This is a genomic window from Streptococcus parapneumoniae (assembly GCF_037076355.1).
Lineage (GTDB): Bacteria > Bacillota > Bacilli > Lactobacillales > Streptococcaceae > Streptococcus > Streptococcus parapneumoniae.
On sequence record NZ_AP026968.1, the window covers coordinates 217808 to 236866 of the forward strand.

The following is a 19059-nucleotide window of genomic DNA, read 5'->3' on the forward strand; positions in this document are numbered from 1 at the left end:
TCTCTCATTATACCATAGTTCGTGACAGTTCCTACTTTTTTTGATAAAATCATACAGTATGCCCTTGGGCACAAAGTATGAACTGGGACTGTCTTTCCCAGCTTCGGAGGTAAAAAATGTCAGATTCACCAATCAAATATCGTTTGATTAAGAAAGAAAAACACACGGGAGCTCGTCTGGGAGAAATCATCACACCCCATGGTACCTTCCCAACACCTATGTTTATGCCAGTTGGGACACAAGCCACTGTCAAAACTCAGTCGCCTGAAGAATTGAAGGAGATGGGGTCGGGAATTATCCTATCAAACACTTATCATCTCTGGCTTCGTCCTGGAGATGAACTCATTGCACGCGCTGGTGGTCTCCACAAGTTCATGAATTGGGACCAGCCTATCTTGACAGATAGTGGTGGTTTTCAGGTTTATTCCTTAGCAGATAGCCGTAATATCACAGAAGAAGGAGTAACCTTTAAAAACCATCTCAATGGTTCTAAGATGTTCCTATCGCCAGAAAAAGCCATCTCTATTCAGAACAATCTGGGCTCAGACATCATGATGTCTTTTGATGAATGCCCTCAGTTTTACCAACCTTACGACTACGTTAAGAAATCAATCGAGCGTACCAGCCGTTGGGCTGAGCGTGGTTTGAAGGCTCATCGTCGTCCGCATGACCAAGGATTATTTGGGATTGTGCAGGGGGCAGGATTTGAAGACTTGCGTCGCCAATCGGCTCATGACCTTGTCAGCATGGACTTCCCAGGCTATTCTATCGGTGGTTTGGCAGTGGGAGAAACCCACGAGGAGATGAATGCCGTCTTGGACTTCACAACCCAACTGCTTCCTGAAAATAAACCTCGCTATTTGATGGGTGTGGGAGCACCAGATAGTTTGATTGATGGGGTGATTCGTGGTGTAGATATGTTTGACTGTGTCTTGCCAACTCGTATCGCTCGTAACGGGACTTGTATGACTAGTCAAGGTCGTTTGGTTGTCAAAAATGCTCAGTTTGCTGAGGACTTTACGCCACTGGATCCTGAGTGTGATTGCTACACATGTAAGAACTATACACGCGCTTATCTTCGTCACCTGCTCAAGGCTGATGAAACCTTCGGTATCCGCTTGACTAGCTACCATAACCTTTACTTCTTGCTCAACCTGATGAAGCAAGTGCGACAAGCCATCATGGATGACAATCTCTTGGAATTCCGTGAGTATTTTGTTGAAAAATATGGCTATAATAAGTCAGGGCGTAATTTCTAAAACGGAATAGATATAAGCTAAAAATCCTAAGTTTTCTCTTGGGATTTTTCTTCTTTTTTTGATAGAATAAAGTGTACAATGAAAGGGAGAATAAACTCGTATGCGCATTAAATGGTTTTCCTTGATTAGGATTACAGGTTTACTTTTGGTACTCTTGTATCACTTCTTTCAGACCATCTTTCCTGGAGGATTTTTCGGGGTAGATGTCTTTTTCACATTTTCAGGTTTCCTGATTACGGCTTTACTTATCGAAGAATTTTCTAAAAACCATGAGATTGACTTGATTGGATTTTTTAGGAGACGTTTTTATCGGATTGTGCCACCTGTGGTTTTGATGGTCTTGGTGACCATGCCCTTTACTTTCTTGGTTCGCCAAGACTATGTGGCTGGAATTGGTGGTCAGATTGCGGGTGTCTTAGGCTTCATGACCAACTTCTATGAACTCCTAACAGGTGGGAGTTATGAATCTCAGTTCATTCCTCATTTGTTTGTTCATAATTGGAGCTTGGCTGTTGAGGTTCACTACTATATTCTTTGGGGATTGGCAGTTTGGTTTTTATCCAAACAGGCTAAATCAAATGGTCAGTTGAAGGGAATGGTCTTTCTCTTATCTGCTGTTGCCTTCTTGATCAGCTTCTTCTCCATGTTTATTGGTAGTTTTCTAGTGACCTCTTATTCCTCTGTTTACTTCTCCAGTTTAACTCATGTCTATCCATTCTTTTTGGGAAGTGTGCTAGCAACTATTGTAGGCGTTCGTCAGACGACTTCCCTAGTCAAGCAGTTGGATAAAATCTGGGATTTACGAAAGACCCTTTTAGTTTTTGGAGGAGGTTTGGGCTTCTTACTCATTTTGACCTTCTTTGTCAAATTTACCTATCTCTTTGCCTATCTTATTGGCTTCTTGCTTGCCAGCCTTGCAGCCCTTGCTATGATTCTGGCGGCGCGTGTCTTACATGAAAAGACCCCTAACATGCAGGAGCCAAAGTTTATCAGCTTTTTAGCAGATACTAGTTATGCGGTTTATCTTTTCCATTGGCCTTTCTATATTATTTTCTCACAGTTGACCTCAAATCTTTTTGCTGTGTTGCTGACTTTGATTTTTTCTTATGGCTTTGCTAGCCTATCATTCTATGTATTGGAACCTTGGATTGCAGGAAAGAACACACCTGTTTTACAAACTCTTCGTCCCCTGCCTTATATTCACGCAATTCTTGCAACAAGTACAGGAATCTTGGCCTTCATTGTCTTCTTAGTAACTCTGTTGGCACCACAAGTGGGAGCGTTTGAGACAGACTTAACTGTCAATGGTTTGAAGCAGGCTGCAACAAATATTAGCCAAACAAAAGTGATGGCAGAACGAGCAGAAGCTGATAGTTTGGGGATTGCTGATGGTACTATGTTAATTGGTGACTCGGTGGCTTTAAGGGCAAATACAGCCCTGCAGACAGCCCTTCCTGGAGCACAGATTAACGCGCAAGTCAGCAGAACAACCAAGAATGCCAATGAAATCATGCTAAATAATAGCCAGAATAAATTTTTACCTAAGATGGTGGTCATTGCGACTGGGGTAAATAATCCTGAAAATTACAAGGAAGACTGGGATAGTATCGTAAAAAATCTTCCTAAGGGCCACCATATGATTTTAGTGACTCCTTATGAGGGAGATAAGACAAAAGAGACCTATGCCATCGTTGAGAAGGCTGCTGCCTATATGAGAGAATTGGCAGAGAAGACTCCTTACATCACGATAGCAGATTGGAATCAAGTTGCGAAAGAACATCCAGAAATTTGGGCAGGAACAGACCAAGTCCATTTCGGAAGTGACACTAGCACTATTGAAGCAGGAGCTAAATTGTATGCAGATACCATTGCTACAGCCTTGCAAACAGCTCAAGACAAGCCAGTCAAATCTAAATAACTTGTATTTAAAAAGAGAAGAGTTGGAGACATCCAGCTCTTTTAAAATATCTCTAGAAAATAGGTCTATACCATTTACAAATGAATCAGAAAAGTTTATAATGTAATTGACATAATAAATATCAAAAGTAATCTTTTAAGGAGGTCATTATTATGCCTAATTACGTTAAAGCAGATCAGTTTTTCTATCCATTTGGCATTCGTCGCGGTGGGTACTTAGAACTTGTTGATGGCAAATTTGGGAAACATGTGGATCAAATTCCTGAAGGAGCAGAGGTTCTTGACTATACTGGTTATAGCATTGCACCAGGTCTTGTGGATACTCATATTCATGGATATGCAGGTGTAGATGTGATGGACAACAACATTGAAGGTACATTGCATACTATGAGTGAAGGACTTCTTAGTACCGGTGTTACCAGTTTCTTGCCCACAACTTTAACAGCCACTTATGAGCAATTGCTTGCAGTCACTGAAAATCTTGGAAACCATTATAAAGAAGCAACAGGTGCTAAGATTCGTGGGATTTATTATGAAGGTCCATATTTCACAGAAACTTTTAAGGGGGCACAAAATCCAACTTATATGAGAGACCCGGGTGTTGAGGAGTTTCATTCTTGGCAGGATGCTGCAAAAGGGATGCTAAATAAAATCGCTATTGCACCAGAACGTGATGGGGTGGAAGATTTTGTACGTACTATTACAGGTGAAGGTGTGACAGTTGCACTTGGACACTCAGATGCGACATTTGAACAAGCTAAGAAGGCAGTTGATGCTGGAGCTAGTGTATGGGTACATGCCTATAATGGGATGCGTGGTTTAACACACCGCGAACTAGGTATGGTAGGAGCTATGTATGAGCTCCCACATACTTACGCAGAATTGATTTGTGATGGTTATCACGTAGATCCAAAAGCTTGTGAGATTTTACTTAAGCAAAAGGGGACAGAAAACATCGCTCTTATTACGGACTGTATGACAGCTGGTGGGCTTGAAGACGGTGACTATATGTTGGGAGAATTCCCTGTTGTAGTAGCAAATGGAACTGCACGTCTCAAATCTACTGGTAATTTGGCAGGTTCTATCCTCAAACTTAAAGATGGTATGAGAAATGTAGTCGAGTGGGGTATTGCGAATCCGCATGAAGCAGTCATGATGGCCAGCCTCAACCCAGCTAAATCCGTTCACATTGATGATGTCTGTGGTCAAATCCGTGAAGGTTATGACGCGGACTTTATCGTATTAGATAAAGATTTGGAATTGGTAGCAACCTATCTAGATGGTGTGAAACGTTATCAAGCATAAGATAGAAAGCAGAAGTTAGAGACTAGCTTCTGCTTTTTTATCTATATTGCTTTACCGGTAAATAAAAAAGTTAAAAAAATCACAAAAAAGCTTGAGCAAACAAATGAAAAAGCTTACAATTATATTATAAATAGTACAAATAAAAAAACGGAGGAGTGCTTTATGAAAGCCTATACTTATGTTAAACCAGGACTTGCTTCTTTTGTTGATGTAGACAAACCAGTTATTCGCAAGCCAACAGACGCTATTGTGCGTATCGTAAAAACCACTATTTGTGGAACAGACCTCCATATCATTAAAGGAGATGTTCCTGCTTGTCAAAGTGGTACCATTCTTGGCCACGAAGGAATTGGGATTGTTGAAGAAGTTGGAGAAGGAGTTTCTAACTTCAAAAAAGGCGACAAGGTCTTGATTTCTTGTGTCTGTGCCTGTGGTAAATGCTACTACTGTAAAAAAGGAATTTATGCCCATTGTGAAGACGAAGGGGGCTGGATTTTCGGTCACTTGATTGACGGTATGCAGGCTGAGTATCTACGTGTCCCTCATGCAGATAACACTCTTTACCACACTCCAGAAGACTTGTCAGATGAGGCTTTGGTTATGCTATCAGACATTTTGCCTACTGGGTATGAAATTGGTGTCTTGAAAGGAAAAGTAGAACCTGGTTGTAGCGTAGCCATTATCGGTTCAGGTCCAGTTGGATTGGCTGCTCTATTGACAGCTCAATTCTATTCACCAGCTAAATTGATTATGGTAGACCTAGACGATAACCGCTTGGAAACTGCTGTATCATTTGGTGCGACTCACAAGATTAATTCTTCAGACCCTGAAAAAGCCATTAAAGAAATTTATGATTTGACAGATGGTCGTGGTGTAGATGTTGCTATCGAAGCTGTTGGTATTCCTGCAACATTTGATTTCTGTCAAAAGATTATCGGTGTAGACGGAACGGTTGCCAACTGTGGTGTGCATGGTAAACCAGTTGAATTCGATTTAGACAAACTTTGGATTCGCAACATCAATGTAACAACTGGTTTGGTATCTACAAATACAACTCCACAATTGTTGAAAGCACTTGAAAGTCATAAGATTGAACCAGAAAAATTGGTAACTCATTATTTCAAACTCAGTGAAATTGAAAAAGCCTACGAAGTCTTCGGTAAGGCAGCAGACCACCATGCCATTAAGGTCATTATCGAAAACGATATCTCAGAAGCTTAAGTCGTAAAAATATTTTTGAACATGAGCAAATAGAAATTCAGTCATCCATCAGATGGCTGGATTTTTTATCAAAAAATTAAGAAATGAGCATATTTCTTTCCTTGTTTAGCGGAATTGGTTATAATATACGGTACAAAGGAATGAATGAATATGTATCGTGTTATAGAAATGTACGGAGATTTTGAACCCTGGTGGTTTATAGAAGGTTGGGAAGAAGACATTGTAGCAAGTAGAAAATTTGACCAGTATTATGATGCTCTCAAATACTATAAAACTTGCTGGTTTAGATTGGAGCAAGAATCCCCTCTTTATAAAAGTAGAAGCGATTTGATGACCATTTTCTGGGACCCAGAAGACCAACGCTGGTGTGATGAATGTGATGAATATTTACAACAATACCATTCTTTGGCTCTTTTACAGGATGAGCAGGTTATTCCAGATGAAAAACTACGTCCAGGCTATGAAAAACAAACTGGTCAGGAAAGGCATCGTTCTTGCCGTATGAAATTAAAATAGAGAAAAAGTAACTTTTTGGGAGTTGCTTTTTTTTATTTTTCCAAATCTTTGCGAATAGTATAGGTGAGGAGGTAAGTATGGTTCAAGAAATTGCACAAGAAATCATTCGTTCGGCTCGGAAAAAAGGGGCACAAGACATTTATTTTGTCCCCAAGTTAGACGCATATGAGCTTCATATGAGGATAGGAGACGAGCGCTGTAAAATCGGTTGTTATGATTTTGAAAAATTTGCGGCCGTCATCAGTCACTTCAAGTTTGTGGCGGGTATGAATGTGGGAGAAAAGCGACGTAGTCAACTTGGTTCCTGTGATTATGAATATGACCAGAAGATGGCGTCTCTACGTCTATCTACTGTAGGCGATTATAGAGGGCAGGAGAGTTTAGTCATTCGCTTGTTGCACGATGAGGAGCAGGATTTGCATTTTTGGTTTCAGGATATTGGAGAACTGTGTAAGCAGTATAGGCAACGTGGTCTCTATCTCTTTGCTGGTCCAGTCGGCAGTGGCAAGACGACCTTGATGCACGAATTAGCCAAGTCCCTCTTTAAAGGACAGCAAGTCATGTCCATCGAAGATCCTGTCGAAATCAAGCAGGAGGACATGCTCCAGTTGCAGCTAAATGAAGCGATTGGGCTTACCTATGAAAATCTGATTAAGCTTTCCTTACGTCATCGTCCTGATCTCTTGATTATCGGAGAAATTCGAGACAGCGAGACGGCGCGTGCAGTGGTCAGAGCTAGTTTGACAGGGGCGACAGTCTTTTCAACCATTCATGCCAAGAGTATTCGAGGTGTTTATGAGCGCTTGCTGGAGTTGGGTGTGAGTGAGGAGGAATTGGCAGTCGTTCTGCAAGGTGTCTGCTACCAGAGATTGATCGGGGGAGGAGGAATTGTTGATTTTGCAAACAAAGACTATCAAGAACACCAGCCAACTAGCTGGAATGAACAGATTGACCAGCTTCTTAAAGATGGACATATCACAAGTCTTCAGGCTGAAACGGAAAAAATTAGCTACAGCTAAGCAAAAAAATATCATCACCTTGTTTAACAATCTCTTTTCCAGCGGTTTTCATCTGGTGGAGACCATCTCCTTTTTAGATAGGAGTGCTTTGTTGGACAAGCAGTGTGTGACCCAGATGCGCACGGGCTTGTCTCAGGGGAAATCATTCTCAGAAATGATGGCTAGTTTGGGCTTTTCAAGTGCCATTGTCACTCAGTTATCCCTAGCGGAAGTCCATGGAAATCTCCACCTGAGTTTGAGAAAGATAGAAGAGTATCTAGACAATCTGGCCAAGGTCAAGAAAAAACTAATTGAAGTAGCGACCTATCCCTTGATTTTGCTGGGTTTTCTTCTCTTAATCATGCTGGGACTACGGAACTATCTACTACCACAACTGGATAGTAGTAATATTGCCACTCAGATTATCGGTAATCTGCCACAAATCTTTCTAGGAATGGTAGGATTTGTTTCAGTAGGTGTCCTTTTAGCACTCACTTTTTATAAAAGAAGTTCTAAGATGCGCGTCTTTTCTATCCTAGCACGCATTCCTTTTCTTGGAATCTTTGTGCAGACTTATCTGACGGCCTATTACGCGCGTGAATGGGGCAATATGATTTCTCAGGGAATGGAGCTGACGCAGATTTTTCAGATCATGCAGGAACAAGGTTCCCAGCTCTTTAAAGAAATCGGTCAAGATCTGTCTCAGTCCCTACAAAATGGTCGTGAATTTTCTCAGACGATAGGAAACTATCCTTTCTTTAGGAAGGAATTGAGTCTCATCATCGAGTATGGAGAAGTCAAGTCCAAGCTGGGTGGTGAGTTGGAAATCTATGCTGAAAAAACTTGGGAAGCCTTTTTTACCCGAGTTAACCGCACCATGAATTTGGTGCAGCCACTGGTTTTTATCTTTGTGGCTCTGATTATCGTTTTACTTTATGCGGCAATGCTCATGCCCATGTATCAAAATATGGAGGTAAATTTTTAACATGAAAAAAATGATAACATACTTGAAAACAGCTAAGGTTAAAGCTTTCACTCTGGTAGAGATGTTGGTGGTCTTGCTCATCATCAGCGTGCTTCTATTACTCTTTGTACCAAATTTGACCAAGCAAAAAGAGGCTGTCAATGATAAAGGAAAAGCTGCTGTTGTTAAGGTAGTGGAAAGCCAGGCAGAGCTTTATAGCTTAGAAAAAAATGAAGATGCTAGCCTAAGCAAATTACAAGCAAATGATCGAATCACAGAAGAGCAAGCTAAAGCTTATAAAGAATATCATGCAAAACAAAATAAGACTCAAACCGTTGCAGATTAAGGCCTTTACCATGCTGGAAAGCCTCTTGGTTTTGGGACTTGTGAGTATCCTTGCCTTGGGCTTGTCAGGCTCTGTCCAGTCTACTTTTGCGGCGGTAGAGGAGCAGATTTTCTTTATGGAGTTTGAAGAACTCTATCGGGAAACCCAAAAACGCAGTGTAGCTAGTCAGCAAAAGACTAGTCTGAACTTAGATGGGCAGACGATTAGCAATGGCAGTCAAAAGTTGACAGTCCCTAAAGGGATTCAGTCACCATCGGGACAAAGTATTACATTTGACCGAGCTGGGGGCAATTCGTCCCTGGCTAAGGTTGAATTTCAGACCAGTAAAGGAGCGATTCGTTATCAATTATATCTAGGAAATGGAAAAATTAAACGCATTAAGGAAACAAAAAATTAGGGCAGTAATTTTACTGGAAGCAGTAGTCGCTCTAGCTATCTTTGCCAGCATTGCGACCCTCCTTTTGGGACAAATTCAAAAAAATAGACAAGAAGAAGCAAAAATCTTGCAAAAGGAAGAAGTCTTGAGGGTAGCTAAGATGGCCTTGCAGACAGGTCAAAATCAGGTAAACATAAATGGAGTTGAGATTCAGGTGTTTTCTAGTGAAAAGGGATTGGAGGTTTATCATGGTTCAGAACAGTTGTTGGCTATCAAAGAGCCATAAGGTCAAGGCTTTTACCTTGTTAGAATCCTTGATTGCCCTCATTGTCATCAGTGGAAGCTTACTTCTCTTTCAAGCCATGAGTCAGCTCCTCATTTCAGATGTTCGCTATCAGCAGCAAAGCGAGCAAAAAGAGTGGCTCTTGTTTGTGGACCAGTTGGAGGTAGAATTAGACCGTTCGCAGTTCGAAAAAGTAGAAGGCAATCGCCTCTATATGAAGCAGGATGGCAAGGAAATTGCGATAGGCAAGTCTAAATCAGATGATTTTCGGAAAACCGATGCCAGTGGACGGGGTTATCAGCCGATGGTTTATGGCCTCAAATCCGCACAGATTACAGAGGACAATCAAGTGGTTCGCTTTCGTTTCCAGTTCAAAAAAGGCTTAGAAAGGGAGTTCATCTATCGTGTGGAAAAAGAAAAAAGTTAAGGCAGGTGTTCTCCTCTATGCAGTCACCATGGCAGCCATCTTTAGTCTTTTGTTACAATTTTACTTGAACCGACAAGTCGTCCACCATCGAGACTATGCTTTAAATAAAGAAAAGTTAATTGCTTTTGCCATGGCCAAGCGAACCAAAGATAAGGTTGAGCAAGAAAGTGGAGAACAGGTTTATAACCTAGGTCAGGTGAGCTATCAAAATAAGAAAACAAGCTTGGTGACGACGGTTCGTACGCCTAAGAGTCAATATGAGTTCCTATTTCCCTCAGTCAAAATCAAAGAAGAGAAAAAGGATAAAAAGGAGGAGGTAGCGACCGATTCAAGCGAAAAAGTAGAGAAGAAAAAATCAGAAGAGGAGCTTGAAAAGAAAGAGAATTCCTAGCCCACGTCTTTTCTATAAGGGTGTTCACATACTTTGCCATTTAATTGGTGTTGTTGGCAATATTGGCTAGAAGATGTTGAGGATGGGAAAAACTCAATTTCAGGAGAAAATGAAGTGAAATAAAACGCATAATATCAGGTCTTGAATATCTGATACTATGCGTTTTTCTGATTTTAAAGACTTTTTGCTCAGCCTGATATTAATGATGTAGATATGTTCCTCAGAAACACATTTTATAAAAAACTCAGTCATAGTTTTGGTATGACTTTGTGTCAACTTCTCTTTGAAAAGTGCAATTTGTCATAATGAGATCTCTTTTAAATTTGAAAGAGTAGAGGTAGGATTCTTCCTAATATAAAAATTGACGAAGCAGTACCTTAAAAGGCCTGCTTCGTCAATTTTTCAGTAAGTGTCCGTACACTTGCCGTGTTTGCTACTAAACAGTAGATAGCGATAAGCCTTTATTGTTTTATATGTTCTAGGTAATGTTTCTTATAACTTGAATGCAAATGATGTTTATTTAATAGTTCTAAGATTTTAAGGGATTTTTCCATCTTTTTCTTACCTGTACTTAGTCCAAGTTTATGCTCATAGTATCCATTAGCATAGATAAAAACAGTCTCCTCGTAAAAGTTTAACTCATCTCGGAGTAGATTTTCAATTTTTTTGATAAGGAATTGGCAATTACTAAAAATCTCATTATCTATACTGCTTATTAAGCAATTTATTGAGAGCTGAGTCACTAAAATTTTATTAGTTTTATTAGTTACTGAAAAGTGGTAATTTTTGAGCATTTCTTTGGTTAACAAGAAGACAGTGTTATAATTGAGGGTTCTAACACAATTTCCAAGTAGCACTATTTCATAAAAACCCCAAATTTCAACTGAGAATAGATAATCAGTTAATTCAAGTAATTCCTCTTCACTTGGTGAAATGTCAGGAGTAAGTGTATATAATAGAGATTTCAGCATCGTATTTTCTAGAGAGTTAGTGGTGTATTTTGAGTTTGCATTAAGTAAGATTTTTAACGATTCCACGTCATTTCGAGAATAGAGTTTTCTTATGTTATTAATTAGTGTTGGGAAATGAGGCAACGTATTATTGTTATGTATTGAAATAAACTCATCAATAGTAACATTTAATTTATTAAGAAGATTAATCAGTCTTATACATGAAATTTCAGACTCTCCTCGTTCAAATCTTGAAATTTGAGATTTCGATAAACAACCATCTTCTAATTGAGTGATGGAGATATTTTTACTTTTTCTAATTTTTCGTAAGGTTTGTCCAAAATTTGATTTCATGTCGATATTCCAACTTTCACAACCAATATTTATTTAAAATACATCTATTATATAATAAAATTATTAAAAGACAAACTATAAGAAACAAATTTAAAAAATTTTTAAATTGAAATTTGGCATTTCTCTCAAATATGCAAATAAGCTAGGATACTAAATTTATAGCAGACTTAGTGAAAAGCAGAAATTAGCAATGATACTAGTTTCTGCTTTTCTCCATAATAATTAATTTCCCCTTTTTTCCTTCTAAATCTTTTTTCACAACAAAAAAACCTGAATTTCTATATGCTTTTTGAGCCAATATATTTTTTTCATTTACAGCCAATACAATATGGTTAATTTCTAATTTTAAAGTTGAGTCTATGAATTCAAATATTTTATTCAGAGCATTAGAACCATATCCTTGATTTCTGAAATTATCATCAATAGAAAATCCTCTAATAAGCGCATAATCATTTTGATAATAGCCATACTCTTTAGGACCAGTGTTTAGGTGTAGGCAAAAAAATCCAATTACTTTATGTTCTTTATTAAGTATTACTATTGGGTATCTATACTTATCTTTTTTAGACTTTTCAATAATATTTTTTGGGGTATCAGTATGTGTAATATCATTTAAAGAATAAGAACTTAAAGAATGGTAATGGTCAACTTCACTATACAAAGATAATTTCATGATAATTAATTCCTTTCTCTTTATGTAAGATACATAACTAAATAGGACTCTAGGTATGTAGATTTTTTTATGAAATGTCCTATAAAAATCAGATATATTTAGAGTTATTACTTTAGTCCTTTATTTTCATTATTAAGGTAGATAACGCTGACTGCCCCTTAAGATATGCTTCCTCAGTATTTTTACCAAAAGACATTATATAACCTAAATCACCTTTAAAATTAGTAGGTTCTTTTAAGTAATCACCAATTTTAGCACTAAAATAGAATTCTTCAATATTAGGGTAACTATGTACCAGTGAATCATCTTTATATAATAATTCTCCCTCTTTTTGGGAGTAAATAACAGTAGTAGAATAGGCTTTTTGAGGTAAGAAGTGTTTCATTTCCACATTTTTTTCAGAGCAAAAAATCTTAATGATGTAGTCATAGATATCTATTCCAAAAGATTTTGAAATCATTGGACCGAGCATTCCACCACCTAATCTACCATTTATTTCAATTAGTTTTGGTCCATTCTCAGTTAGAATATATTCAATATGAAGTGCGCCATTTCTATAACCAAGTAAAGAGATAATTATATCACTATATTGTTCCAATTTTTGTTTTTCTTGTAAATCTAATATATAAGGGAAAGAATAGGAAACCTCAACAAAATGTGGTATATGCCCAAGAATTCTATTTGTAAATCCTAAACTTAACATCCTACCATCTTGTACTAGTAATTCATGGCTAATTAAATTACCTGTTTCATACTTTTCAATAAGTACTTCTCCATATTTTGCTAGCATCTTTTTTGTCTCTTTATATAAGTCATCCTTATGTAAAGAGACTTTTACATCAATACTTCCTGTTCCATTTACTGACTTTGTAACTGCTGGAAAAGTATTCCACTCTTCAAGCTCTTTAACATCGTATATCACCTTATTCTCTACAGAAAATTTATAACCCTTAAAAAGTTCTCGTACCTTCCCTTTATCTCTTATCATTTCTAAAGATTCAGAATTAGATGAGGTAAGATTAAAATATTCTGCTGCCTTTGATGCTATTTCAATATAAGAATCAGATAGAGATATTATCCCGAAAAGGTTTTCCGTTAAGTTTTTTATATTGTTAATGGTAGATATTACCTGCTCTAATGAGGTTGTATCTGTAATGATGATTTCAAAATTAGAGAACTGTTCTAATTCGAGATTAACATACCTGTCTAAATTTGAACAAAGGAAAATAATTTTATAACCATGTTGTATTCCTGATTTAATTATTTTATTCCCTGCTCCACTTGTAGTCGTTTCAATTATTACTAATGTTTTCATATCACTCAACCTCAAAAATATAATGCTTTTTTAAACCTATCTCATCTAGTAACTTACTGCACAATCTTAGATTGTCGTCTAAATCCTTTTGCTCAGGAGAAAAAATTAAACCAGCCAACGTACCGCTATGTGCTATTTGCAGCCCCAACGCTGCTGATTTGTTTTTTATTTCTAACAACTCTTTAAATTTTGGCTTTTTTAGATACTTTTGATTAATTTTTGCACTTATCGTTGCAGCTTCACCCAATAAATCTACAGATTCGGTTAGAAGAGATTCCTCAAAATACCGTAATGCTTGATTGAGCATCTTTTTCTCCTCCAAAGAATAATCTGGAACTTCCAAATCTGAAGTAATCACTTTGCTATTCACATCTGTATCAACACCAACAATGATCATTTTAGGAAGTTTATGTGTATATTCTTTTTTTACTATAGCTTCTCTCTGCTGAAATAAAATACATTTATCTATGTACATTGTGGAGTCAGAAGCCTTCTCAATTTTCTGTGCTATTTTAGCCATTTTATCTTCAGTGATATTTAAAGCAAAGGCCTTAGATATTACTGAAATAATACAACAGATATCTACCGTGGAAGAACCATATCCTTTAGTTTCCCTTATGTTACTGGTTAATTCTATTATACCGCCTTTATTGTAAAGTTTGTACTTATCTTTCAAATAATCTATGGTTTCTTGAGAAAATTTCTTACTTTTAGGAAGTACATATATTTCTCTCATACCTTCAATAATCTGAAACTTTGCTTCTGAGTACATTAAGTTAAAAGGTAAAGTTACCAGTGCAGATACTTCATGATCACATGAATCAGTAAATATTCCCTGAATAATTTCTCCATGATGTGCATAGAATTTAGATATATACTTCACGTTCTTCAATAGCTTCATTTATACCTCTCTAATACTATCTTCTACTCTACGTAATATTTTCATTGCATTCTCTAAACTCTTAGCCTCAGTTTCTCCTTTACAAATGACGTATCCAAATCTATCATCAGATTTCTCTAATTTTGACACTTCAGTGTTCCTAGGTAATTCATAAGCTATAAGATCAGTGATCGAGATGATTTCGTTAATTTTTTCAATTACAATATTTCTTTCCTTGTCCGAAAATAAAAATAAAATAGTTGCATATTTAGCAATTCGATTATACTTTGTTATATCAAAAGAAAATAGTGAACTAATAACCAAATTTTGTATAGAGATCCCTTGAGTCATCAATAACAATTCCCAAATTCTATCACCTCCATATCTCGTGTGAGCTTCAATAAACTTTATATCACTATTCTCAATAACTTTTATCTCTGTGTGTGTAGGACCAATTTTATTATTGATCCCTTTATAAAATTTATCTGTATAGTGTCTAATTTTATCCTCAATAGGAAAAGATAAATTAGTTGGTTGAGTATGACCTAATTCAATGAAATATGGCTCAGAGGATGTTATTTTTTTTGTTATTGCCAATATTTCATGGTCACCTTTTTCATTCATCCATCCCTCAATACTGTATTCGTCTCCCTCAATAAATTCCTCAATTATTAATTCATCAGAGGAATGTTTACTCCATACAAAAGCCTTTTCTAAATCGTCGGATGAATTAATTTTATATACCCCAATGCTTCCATATCCACTTTTAGGTTTTAAAATAAAGGGATACTTATTGTCATTACAAAATTCTGCTATATCTTCAATTGTATTTACTTTTTTATATTTTATATTAGGAATATCAAGCTGATCCAATTTTTGTCTCATCAGATATTTATCATTACAAATTTGAACTGATTCTACACTATTACCTAAAATATTCAAGTCTCTTGAAATTTTCGCTGCAAATTCTAAATAAAATTCTAAGAATGAGATGACTGCGTCAAACTGATTAATTTCATGAATTTTTTTTAATTCTAGTAATATCTCTTGCTCGCTTTGTTCTATATCATCAACTAAAATCATATTACTACACGTAGATTTTTGAAAACTAGTGACTCTTGAAAAGGTCTGAACCATAGTAACTTTTATTGGCAAGTGACTAATATACTTTAGACTAGTGTCTCTACCACTTATAATAAGTAAATGCTTATATCTCATTTATAACCTCACAATAAATCAAAAAAACTTAATATATTATAAACTCCAAGCTTTGAATTGTTTTTTCCGCTTGATAAGTAACAATCATAAAGACCACCAGGATTAACAATATTGAATTCTAGCAGATATGGGAACGAAATGTCTATCCCCACAAATCTAATTCCTTTTTCCAACAATGCCTCTCCAATTAGTTCACACATCTCGGTTTCTTCATTATTTAATTCTGCTGAAGTTAGTTTCCCACCTTGACTAATATTTGAACGATTCTCTCCATTTTGAATCTCTCTTCCATGTACTGCAGTTATCTTTCCAGCACATAAAATAACTCTCTTTTCGCCTTTTTTAACCTCTCTAATGTATTTTTGAAGCACGGTATATTTTTCAGTAATCCCCAAAATACTATCTCCAGAAATAACAGCTCCCATTTCCGAATTCCCAGTTGCCGACTGTAACAAGGCTCTAGTGTTTGATTCGTTTCTATCAATAACAAATACATCTGAGCCACAGCCAGAATTTGTTGGTTTGAGAACCCACTTATCATCAGAAAGAGTAACTAATCTGTTAATAAAACTAAAATCATTTGAAGTATAGCTCTCAATTAAATATTCTTTTATATCGTCTACAAATCCTAAACTATTCTTATTATTTAAGAAGTAGATTCCTTCAATACTATTTACAAAATTTACTTTTTGGCTGGCTAGCCATAGTAATTGATAAACATCCTTTTCTAAATTAGGATGTGGCTGATTCATTACCCAGACTAAATTAAAATCAATTAAATACATGTCTTTAAGGTCTCCGACTAGATTTGAATCAATTTCTAATTTTTCTTTATATTCAATTCCTTTGACAGCTACACTGTAGTTTTGAGAGTAGACTGAATTTATTAATCCAAAACTCACTTCATGTCCTAATTCAAGAAATGCATTACCAATTAGAATATTGTTTTCATCTAAACATGTCAAACTATTTCTCAAAATAATTACTTTCATCTTTGTCCTCTTTCGTTAAGTACTTGTATGTCCAACTCCCTATATTTTCCATGGGGTTATAAACTTCTTTTGGTATTAAATCATTTGAGTCAATAATATTATATTTATTATTCATTATCCACTCATCATTATAAACTGTATCAAAATATCTATATCCTTCATCAGGAAATATACATAATACATTACAATTCTTATTTTTTTGAGTGAGCCACTGTCCAAAGGAATACGCTGCTCCACTTGTTGGACCCATAAAAAGACCGTGCTTTCTATATAACTCTCGCGTATAATAATATGCCTGCTGAGGTGGTACCCAAGTTACTAAATCAAAATTATTAATATTATGATTAGCAGGTAAAATACTATTTCCTAATCCTCTTAGTTCTCTTTTTCCGTTTCTTTGTCCAAATAATATACTATTTGGAGTATCAACACCAACAAACTTCAAATGAGGGAAATAATTCTTTAAATAGATGGCTAAACCATTCATTGAACCACCAGAACCTACTGGACCAATAATATAATCTAATTTAGAAAAATTATTAGAAATATATTCAGCCAACTTGAAATAACTCCTCCGATTATTTAGATTGTCATACTGATTTGGCCAGAAATAATTCCCTTTATCTAAGAATTCTTTAATTTTCTTTAATCGAAGGGGCTGATATCCACCATATTTTTCAGGATTATCCACTGAAATTATATGAATTTCTGCTCCTAATAGTTCTATCCTACGTTTAAACTCAGGAGTAATTGCAGGATCACTAACTAATTTCAATGGTATTTTCATTTCAGCACAAATCATTGCTAAAGCTAGACCAAAAGTGCCAGAAGTAGTTTCAATAACTGTCATTCCTTCACGGAGTTCACCTGATTTAAGGGAAGATTCAATAATGTAACGAGCAGGCATTAGCTTCATTAAGAAAAAACTAGCAGAATATAAATTGTCTCTTAATAAATCAAATTTGGGTAATTCCCAATTTTTAAATGGTATCAATTTACTCTCCTTTTTTAATTGTCAATTTATAAATTAGAGCGAATAAAAACGCAGTAATAGCTGAAGAAATATATCCAAGATAAATAGAGATGTCTTGAAAATATGTAATAATAGGTATAAAAAATAGTGAGGTTAGAGAAAAAGAAAAATTACGTAATGCAGCGATCTTTCCTTTATTATCGGACTCAGTATTTTTTTGTATTAGAGTTAAGAATGTAGTGTAGGAAGAAGCATTACTAAAGCCTAAAATAAGACATGTGAATAAAAAGAATATTTTATTGTGAAACTCTGCTTGGGAAAGAAACATGAGTCCTGTAATAATCATACCTAATATATTTATATGTCTTAATTGGATTTTTCGGGATATTTTTGATATGAAAAGGCCAGATAATATTGCGCCAAGAGCATATGCTACATCGATATAAGAAAGCATTTTATTGTCATTATTAAAAAACATGTAAGTTGCAGGTACAATAGAAAGTGTGAAAAAATTTGAAAAATTATAGTCCCCTCCATTTAATATAATCAATGACACCAACTTTTTATTGACTGATACAGTTCCTATAAATTTTTTCCATGATTTAAAATTTTCCTTTATTGAAAAAATATGCAATATATTTTTTGATAAGCTACTAATTATATCAAGGAATAACAACGATGTTGCACTAGCGATATAACATATACTAACTAAAATTAAATAGTATTCAGCTTTAGCTAAACTTAATAATAGTCCTATTACAAAAGCTCCTAGAATTTGTCCTGCTTGTAACAAGCTAGCATTATAGCCATTGAGTTTCATCAACTCACTATGGTTAGGAGCTACTTCTGTTACTACTACAAACGAACCAGTTCTTTCAAATGGTTTTCCGAAATTAATAATAATAACTAGAATACCTAATAATACTATCGGTGAAAACTCTGTAAATATGATTAATAATGAAGTCAAAAGAGTAGAAAATCCCTTTATAAAACCAAATAGATTCATAATCCATTTTGGATTAAGTTTATCTATAGCAGTCCCCGCAAATACCTGCAACAATATACCAATAAGAGCCTCAATAATAAAAGTTAATCCAAATGCAGCACTTGAACCAGTTCTATCATATAAAAGTTTACCAACGATAATATTAAACATACCATTCCCAAAACTTATGAATGAAGTAGAACAAAGTATTATCAAAAAATTTTTCTTATAATTACTCCACGATAGGCTCAACCCATTTCTCCTTTTTCTAAATATAATTCTAAGTTTATTGAATTAATCTCATATAACTTATTTAGCAGTTGTATGAGATATCGAATAATGAACACGTCCATGCCTATATAGATAAGAATTATCCACCAACAATAATGATGATATCCATAGCCAATAATAAAATGGGTACAAATCTTAAAAATTTTTTCATCTCAAACTTCCTTTCAGTTTTTATTTATTGTACAATAAATAAAAATTCTTTAAAATTTTGTTGGGAAAACGGGAAAAGATATAAATGGAAACTTAGTATAACACTTGGAAAACTCTGTAAAAATAGTAAGTCAATTCATGTTCCGTTTTTTCTCTAGGGAAGTTGGGCGGATATATTTCTAGTACCATTTGCCGGAATAAGCATCCTTACCAAGGGTCTATAGAAAAACTTTTGTTATCAGATTTAGATGCCCAACTTATCATTTATACTCTTT

General features: G+C 35.6%; 21 protein-coding genes. 12 read left to right on the forward strand and 9 right to left on the reverse strand.

Translation table 11 applies throughout. The features are described 5' to 3' along the window. The first annotated feature begins 116 nt into the window (after positions 1-116). From tgt to comGG, 12 genes are all read left to right on the forward strand, one after another. Positions 117-1259 (forward strand): tRNA guanosine(34) transglycosylase Tgt, encoded by a 1143-nt coding sequence (tgt, locus tag SP4011_RS01230; RefSeq protein WP_001285237.1) that lies wholly within the window; start codon positions 117-119, stop codon positions 1257-1259. A gap of 100 nt (positions 1260-1359) precedes the next feature. Further along, positions 1360-3177, forward strand: a complete 1818-nt coding sequence (locus tag SP4011_RS01235) for an acyltransferase family protein (protein WP_338619532.1) — start codon at positions 1360-1362, stop codon at positions 3175-3177. A 152-nt stretch (positions 3178-3329) separates the two neighbouring features. Beyond that, positions 3330-4481: an N-acetylglucosamine-6-phosphate deacetylase gene (gene nagA / locus SP4011_RS01240; RefSeq protein WP_001134549.1), complete on the forward strand. Its 1152-nt coding sequence runs from the start codon at positions 3330-3332 to the stop codon at positions 4479-4481. Between the two features lie 162 nt (positions 4482-4643). After that, entirely contained in the window at positions 4644-5702 is a 1059-nt protein-coding gene (locus tag SP4011_RS01245) for a zinc-dependent alcohol dehydrogenase family protein (protein WP_084886478.1), read from the forward strand. Positions 5703-5852: 150 nt separating this feature from the next. Further along, positions 5853-6218 carry a DUF1033 family protein gene (locus SP4011_RS01250; RefSeq protein WP_338619535.1) on the forward strand — a complete coding sequence of 122 codons (366 nt, stop codon included), beginning with the start codon at positions 5853-5855 and terminating at the stop codon, positions 6216-6218. A 77-nt stretch (positions 6219-6295) separates the two neighbouring features. Then, positions 6296-7237: a competence type IV pilus ATPase ComGA gene (gene comGA, locus SP4011_RS01255; protein ID WP_338619537.1), complete on the forward strand. Its 942-nt coding sequence runs from the start codon at positions 6296-6298 to the stop codon at positions 7235-7237. Next, positions 7185-8201, forward strand: coding sequence for a competence type IV pilus assembly protein ComGB (gene comGB, locus SP4011_RS01260; protein ID WP_338620380.1), 1017 nt, complete (start codon positions 7185-7187; stop codon positions 8199-8201). The genes comGA and comGB overlap by 53 nt, the downstream gene beginning before the upstream one ends. Position 8202: 1 nt before the next feature. Further along, entirely contained in the window at positions 8203-8526 is a 324-nt protein-coding gene (comGC, locus tag SP4011_RS01265; RefSeq protein ID WP_338619538.1) for a competence type IV pilus major pilin ComGC, read from the forward strand. After that, a complete protein-coding gene (gene comGD / locus SP4011_RS01270; RefSeq protein ID WP_044012294.1) occupies positions 8489-8923 on the forward strand; it encodes a competence type IV pilus minor pilin ComGD in 435 nt (144 codons plus the stop codon). Before comGC ends, comGD begins: the two co-directional genes overlap by 38 nt. After that, a complete protein-coding gene (gene comGE / locus SP4011_RS01275; RefSeq protein ID WP_000413380.1) occupies positions 8886-9188 on the forward strand; it encodes a competence type IV pilus minor pilin ComGE in 303 nt (100 codons plus the stop codon). The genes comGD and comGE overlap by 38 nt, the downstream gene beginning before the upstream one ends. Next, on the forward strand, positions 9151-9612 hold the full coding sequence (comGF, locus tag SP4011_RS01280; protein WP_000250511.1) for a competence type IV pilus minor pilin ComGF: 462 nt from the start codon (positions 9151-9153) through the stop codon (positions 9610-9612). The genes comGE and comGF overlap by 38 nt, the downstream gene beginning before the upstream one ends. Beyond that, entirely contained in the window at positions 9590-10003 is a 414-nt protein-coding gene (gene comGG / locus SP4011_RS01285; RefSeq protein ID WP_000265635.1) for a competence type IV pilus minor pilin ComGG, read from the forward strand. The genes comGF and comGG overlap by 23 nt, the downstream gene beginning before the upstream one ends. A 461-nt stretch (positions 10004-10464) precedes the next feature. On the opposite strand, the gene SP4011_RS01290 is transcribed toward comGG, so the two are convergent. The 9 genes from SP4011_RS01290 to SP4011_RS11420 form a co-directional block, all read right to left on the reverse strand. Beyond that, positions 10465-11307 carry a helix-turn-helix domain-containing protein gene (locus tag SP4011_RS01290; protein ID WP_000840058.1) on the reverse strand — a complete coding sequence of 281 codons (843 nt, stop codon included), beginning with the start codon at positions 11305-11307 and terminating at the stop codon, positions 10465-10467. A gap of 196 nt (positions 11308-11503) precedes the next feature. Then, positions 11504-11980: a GNAT family N-acetyltransferase gene (locus SP4011_RS01295; RefSeq protein ID WP_000777684.1), complete on the reverse strand. Its 477-nt coding sequence runs from the start codon at positions 11978-11980 to the stop codon at positions 11504-11506. 112 nt (positions 11981-12092) lie between these two features. After that, positions 12093-13295 (reverse strand): ATP-grasp domain-containing protein, encoded by a 1203-nt coding sequence (locus SP4011_RS01300; protein WP_000855226.1) that lies wholly within the window; start codon positions 13293-13295, stop codon positions 12093-12095. A 1-nt stretch (position 13296) separates the two neighbouring features. After that, on the reverse strand, positions 13297-14196 hold the full coding sequence (locus SP4011_RS01305) for a hypothetical protein (RefSeq protein WP_000771264.1): 900 nt from the start codon (positions 14194-14196) through the stop codon (positions 13297-13299). After that, the gene (locus SP4011_RS01310) at positions 14197-15258 is read right to left on the reverse strand and encodes an ATP-grasp domain-containing protein (protein WP_000604329.1); all 1062 of its coding nucleotides are present in this window, start codon (positions 15256-15258) and stop codon (positions 14197-14199) included. Positions 15259-15401: 143 nt separating this feature from the next. Further along, complete coding sequence (locus SP4011_RS01315) at positions 15402-16385, reverse strand: hypothetical protein (protein WP_000864435.1); 984 nt, start codon at positions 16383-16385, stop codon at positions 15402-15404. Beyond that, positions 16360-17379 carry a pyridoxal-phosphate dependent enzyme gene (locus SP4011_RS01320; RefSeq protein WP_000612003.1) on the reverse strand — a complete coding sequence of 340 codons (1020 nt, stop codon included), beginning with the start codon at positions 17377-17379 and terminating at the stop codon, positions 16360-16362. Before SP4011_RS01320 ends, SP4011_RS01315 begins: the two co-directional genes overlap by 26 nt. Position 17380: 1 nt before the next feature. After that, on the reverse strand, positions 17381-18595 hold the full coding sequence (locus SP4011_RS01325; protein ID WP_000059523.1) for an MFS transporter: 1215 nt from the start codon (positions 18593-18595) through the stop codon (positions 17381-17383). 118 nt (positions 18596-18713) lie between these two features. Next, complete coding sequence (locus SP4011_RS11420; protein ID WP_148255730.1) at positions 18714-18785, reverse strand: SHP2/SHP3 family peptide pheromone; 72 nt, start codon at positions 18783-18785, stop codon at positions 18714-18716. Positions 18786-19059: the final 274 nt, after the last annotated feature.

What these genes read in the sequence shown, in the direction of transcription:
- SP4011_RS01315 (WP_000864435.1), bottom strand. Translation starts at nt 16,385, where the DNA reads ATGAAAGTAATTATTTTGAGAAATAGTTTGACATGTTTAGATGAAAAC.
- comGA (WP_338619537.1), top strand. Translation starts at nt 6,296, where the DNA reads ATGGTTCAAGAAATTGCACAAGAAATCATTCGTTCGGCTCGGAAAAAA.
- SP4011_RS01310 (WP_000604329.1), bottom strand. Translation starts at nt 15,258, where the DNA reads ATGATTTTAGTTGATGATATAGAACAAAGCGAGCAAGAGATATTACTA.
- comGB (WP_338620380.1), top strand. Translation starts at nt 7,185, where the DNA reads ATGGACATATCACAAGTCTTCAGGCTGAAACGGAAAAAATTAGCTACA.
- comGE (WP_000413380.1), top strand. Translation starts at nt 8,886, where the DNA reads ATGGAAAAATTAAACGCATTAAGGAAACAAAAAATTAGGGCAGTAATT.
- SP4011_RS01245 (WP_084886478.1), top strand. Translation starts at nt 4,644, where the DNA reads ATGAAAGCCTATACTTATGTTAAACCAGGACTTGCTTCTTTTGTTGAT.
- comGC (WP_338619538.1), top strand. Translation starts at nt 8,203, where the DNA reads ATGAAAAAAATGATAACATACTTGAAAACAGCTAAGGTTAAAGCTTTC.
- tgt (WP_001285237.1), top strand. Translation starts at nt 117, where the DNA reads ATGTCAGATTCACCAATCAAATATCGTTTGATTAAGAAAGAAAAACAC.
- comGF (WP_000250511.1), top strand. Translation starts at nt 9,151, where the DNA reads ATGGTTCAGAACAGTTGTTGGCTATCAAAGAGCCATAAGGTCAAGGCT.
- comGD (WP_044012294.1), top strand. Translation starts at nt 8,489, where the DNA reads ATGCAAAACAAAATAAGACTCAAACCGTTGCAGATTAAGGCCTTTACC.
- SP4011_RS01290 (WP_000840058.1), bottom strand. Translation starts at nt 11,307, where the DNA reads ATGAAATCAAATTTTGGACAAACCTTACGAAAAATTAGAAAAAGTAAA.
- nagA (WP_001134549.1), top strand. Translation starts at nt 3,330, where the DNA reads ATGCCTAATTACGTTAAAGCAGATCAGTTTTTCTATCCATTTGGCATT.
- SP4011_RS01300 (WP_000855226.1), bottom strand. Translation starts at nt 13,295, where the DNA reads ATGAAAACATTAGTAATAATTGAAACGACTACAAGTGGAGCAGGGAAT.
- SP4011_RS01250 (WP_338619535.1), top strand. Translation starts at nt 5,853, where the DNA reads ATGTATCGTGTTATAGAAATGTACGGAGATTTTGAACCCTGGTGGTTT.
- SP4011_RS01305 (WP_000771264.1), bottom strand. Translation starts at nt 14,196, where the DNA reads ATGAAGCTATTGAAGAACGTGAAGTATATATCTAAATTCTATGCACAT.
- SP4011_RS01235 (WP_338619532.1), top strand. Translation starts at nt 1,360, where the DNA reads ATGCGCATTAAATGGTTTTCCTTGATTAGGATTACAGGTTTACTTTTG.
- SP4011_RS01295 (WP_000777684.1), bottom strand. Translation starts at nt 11,980, where the DNA reads ATGAAATTATCTTTGTATAGTGAAGTTGACCATTACCATTCTTTAAGT.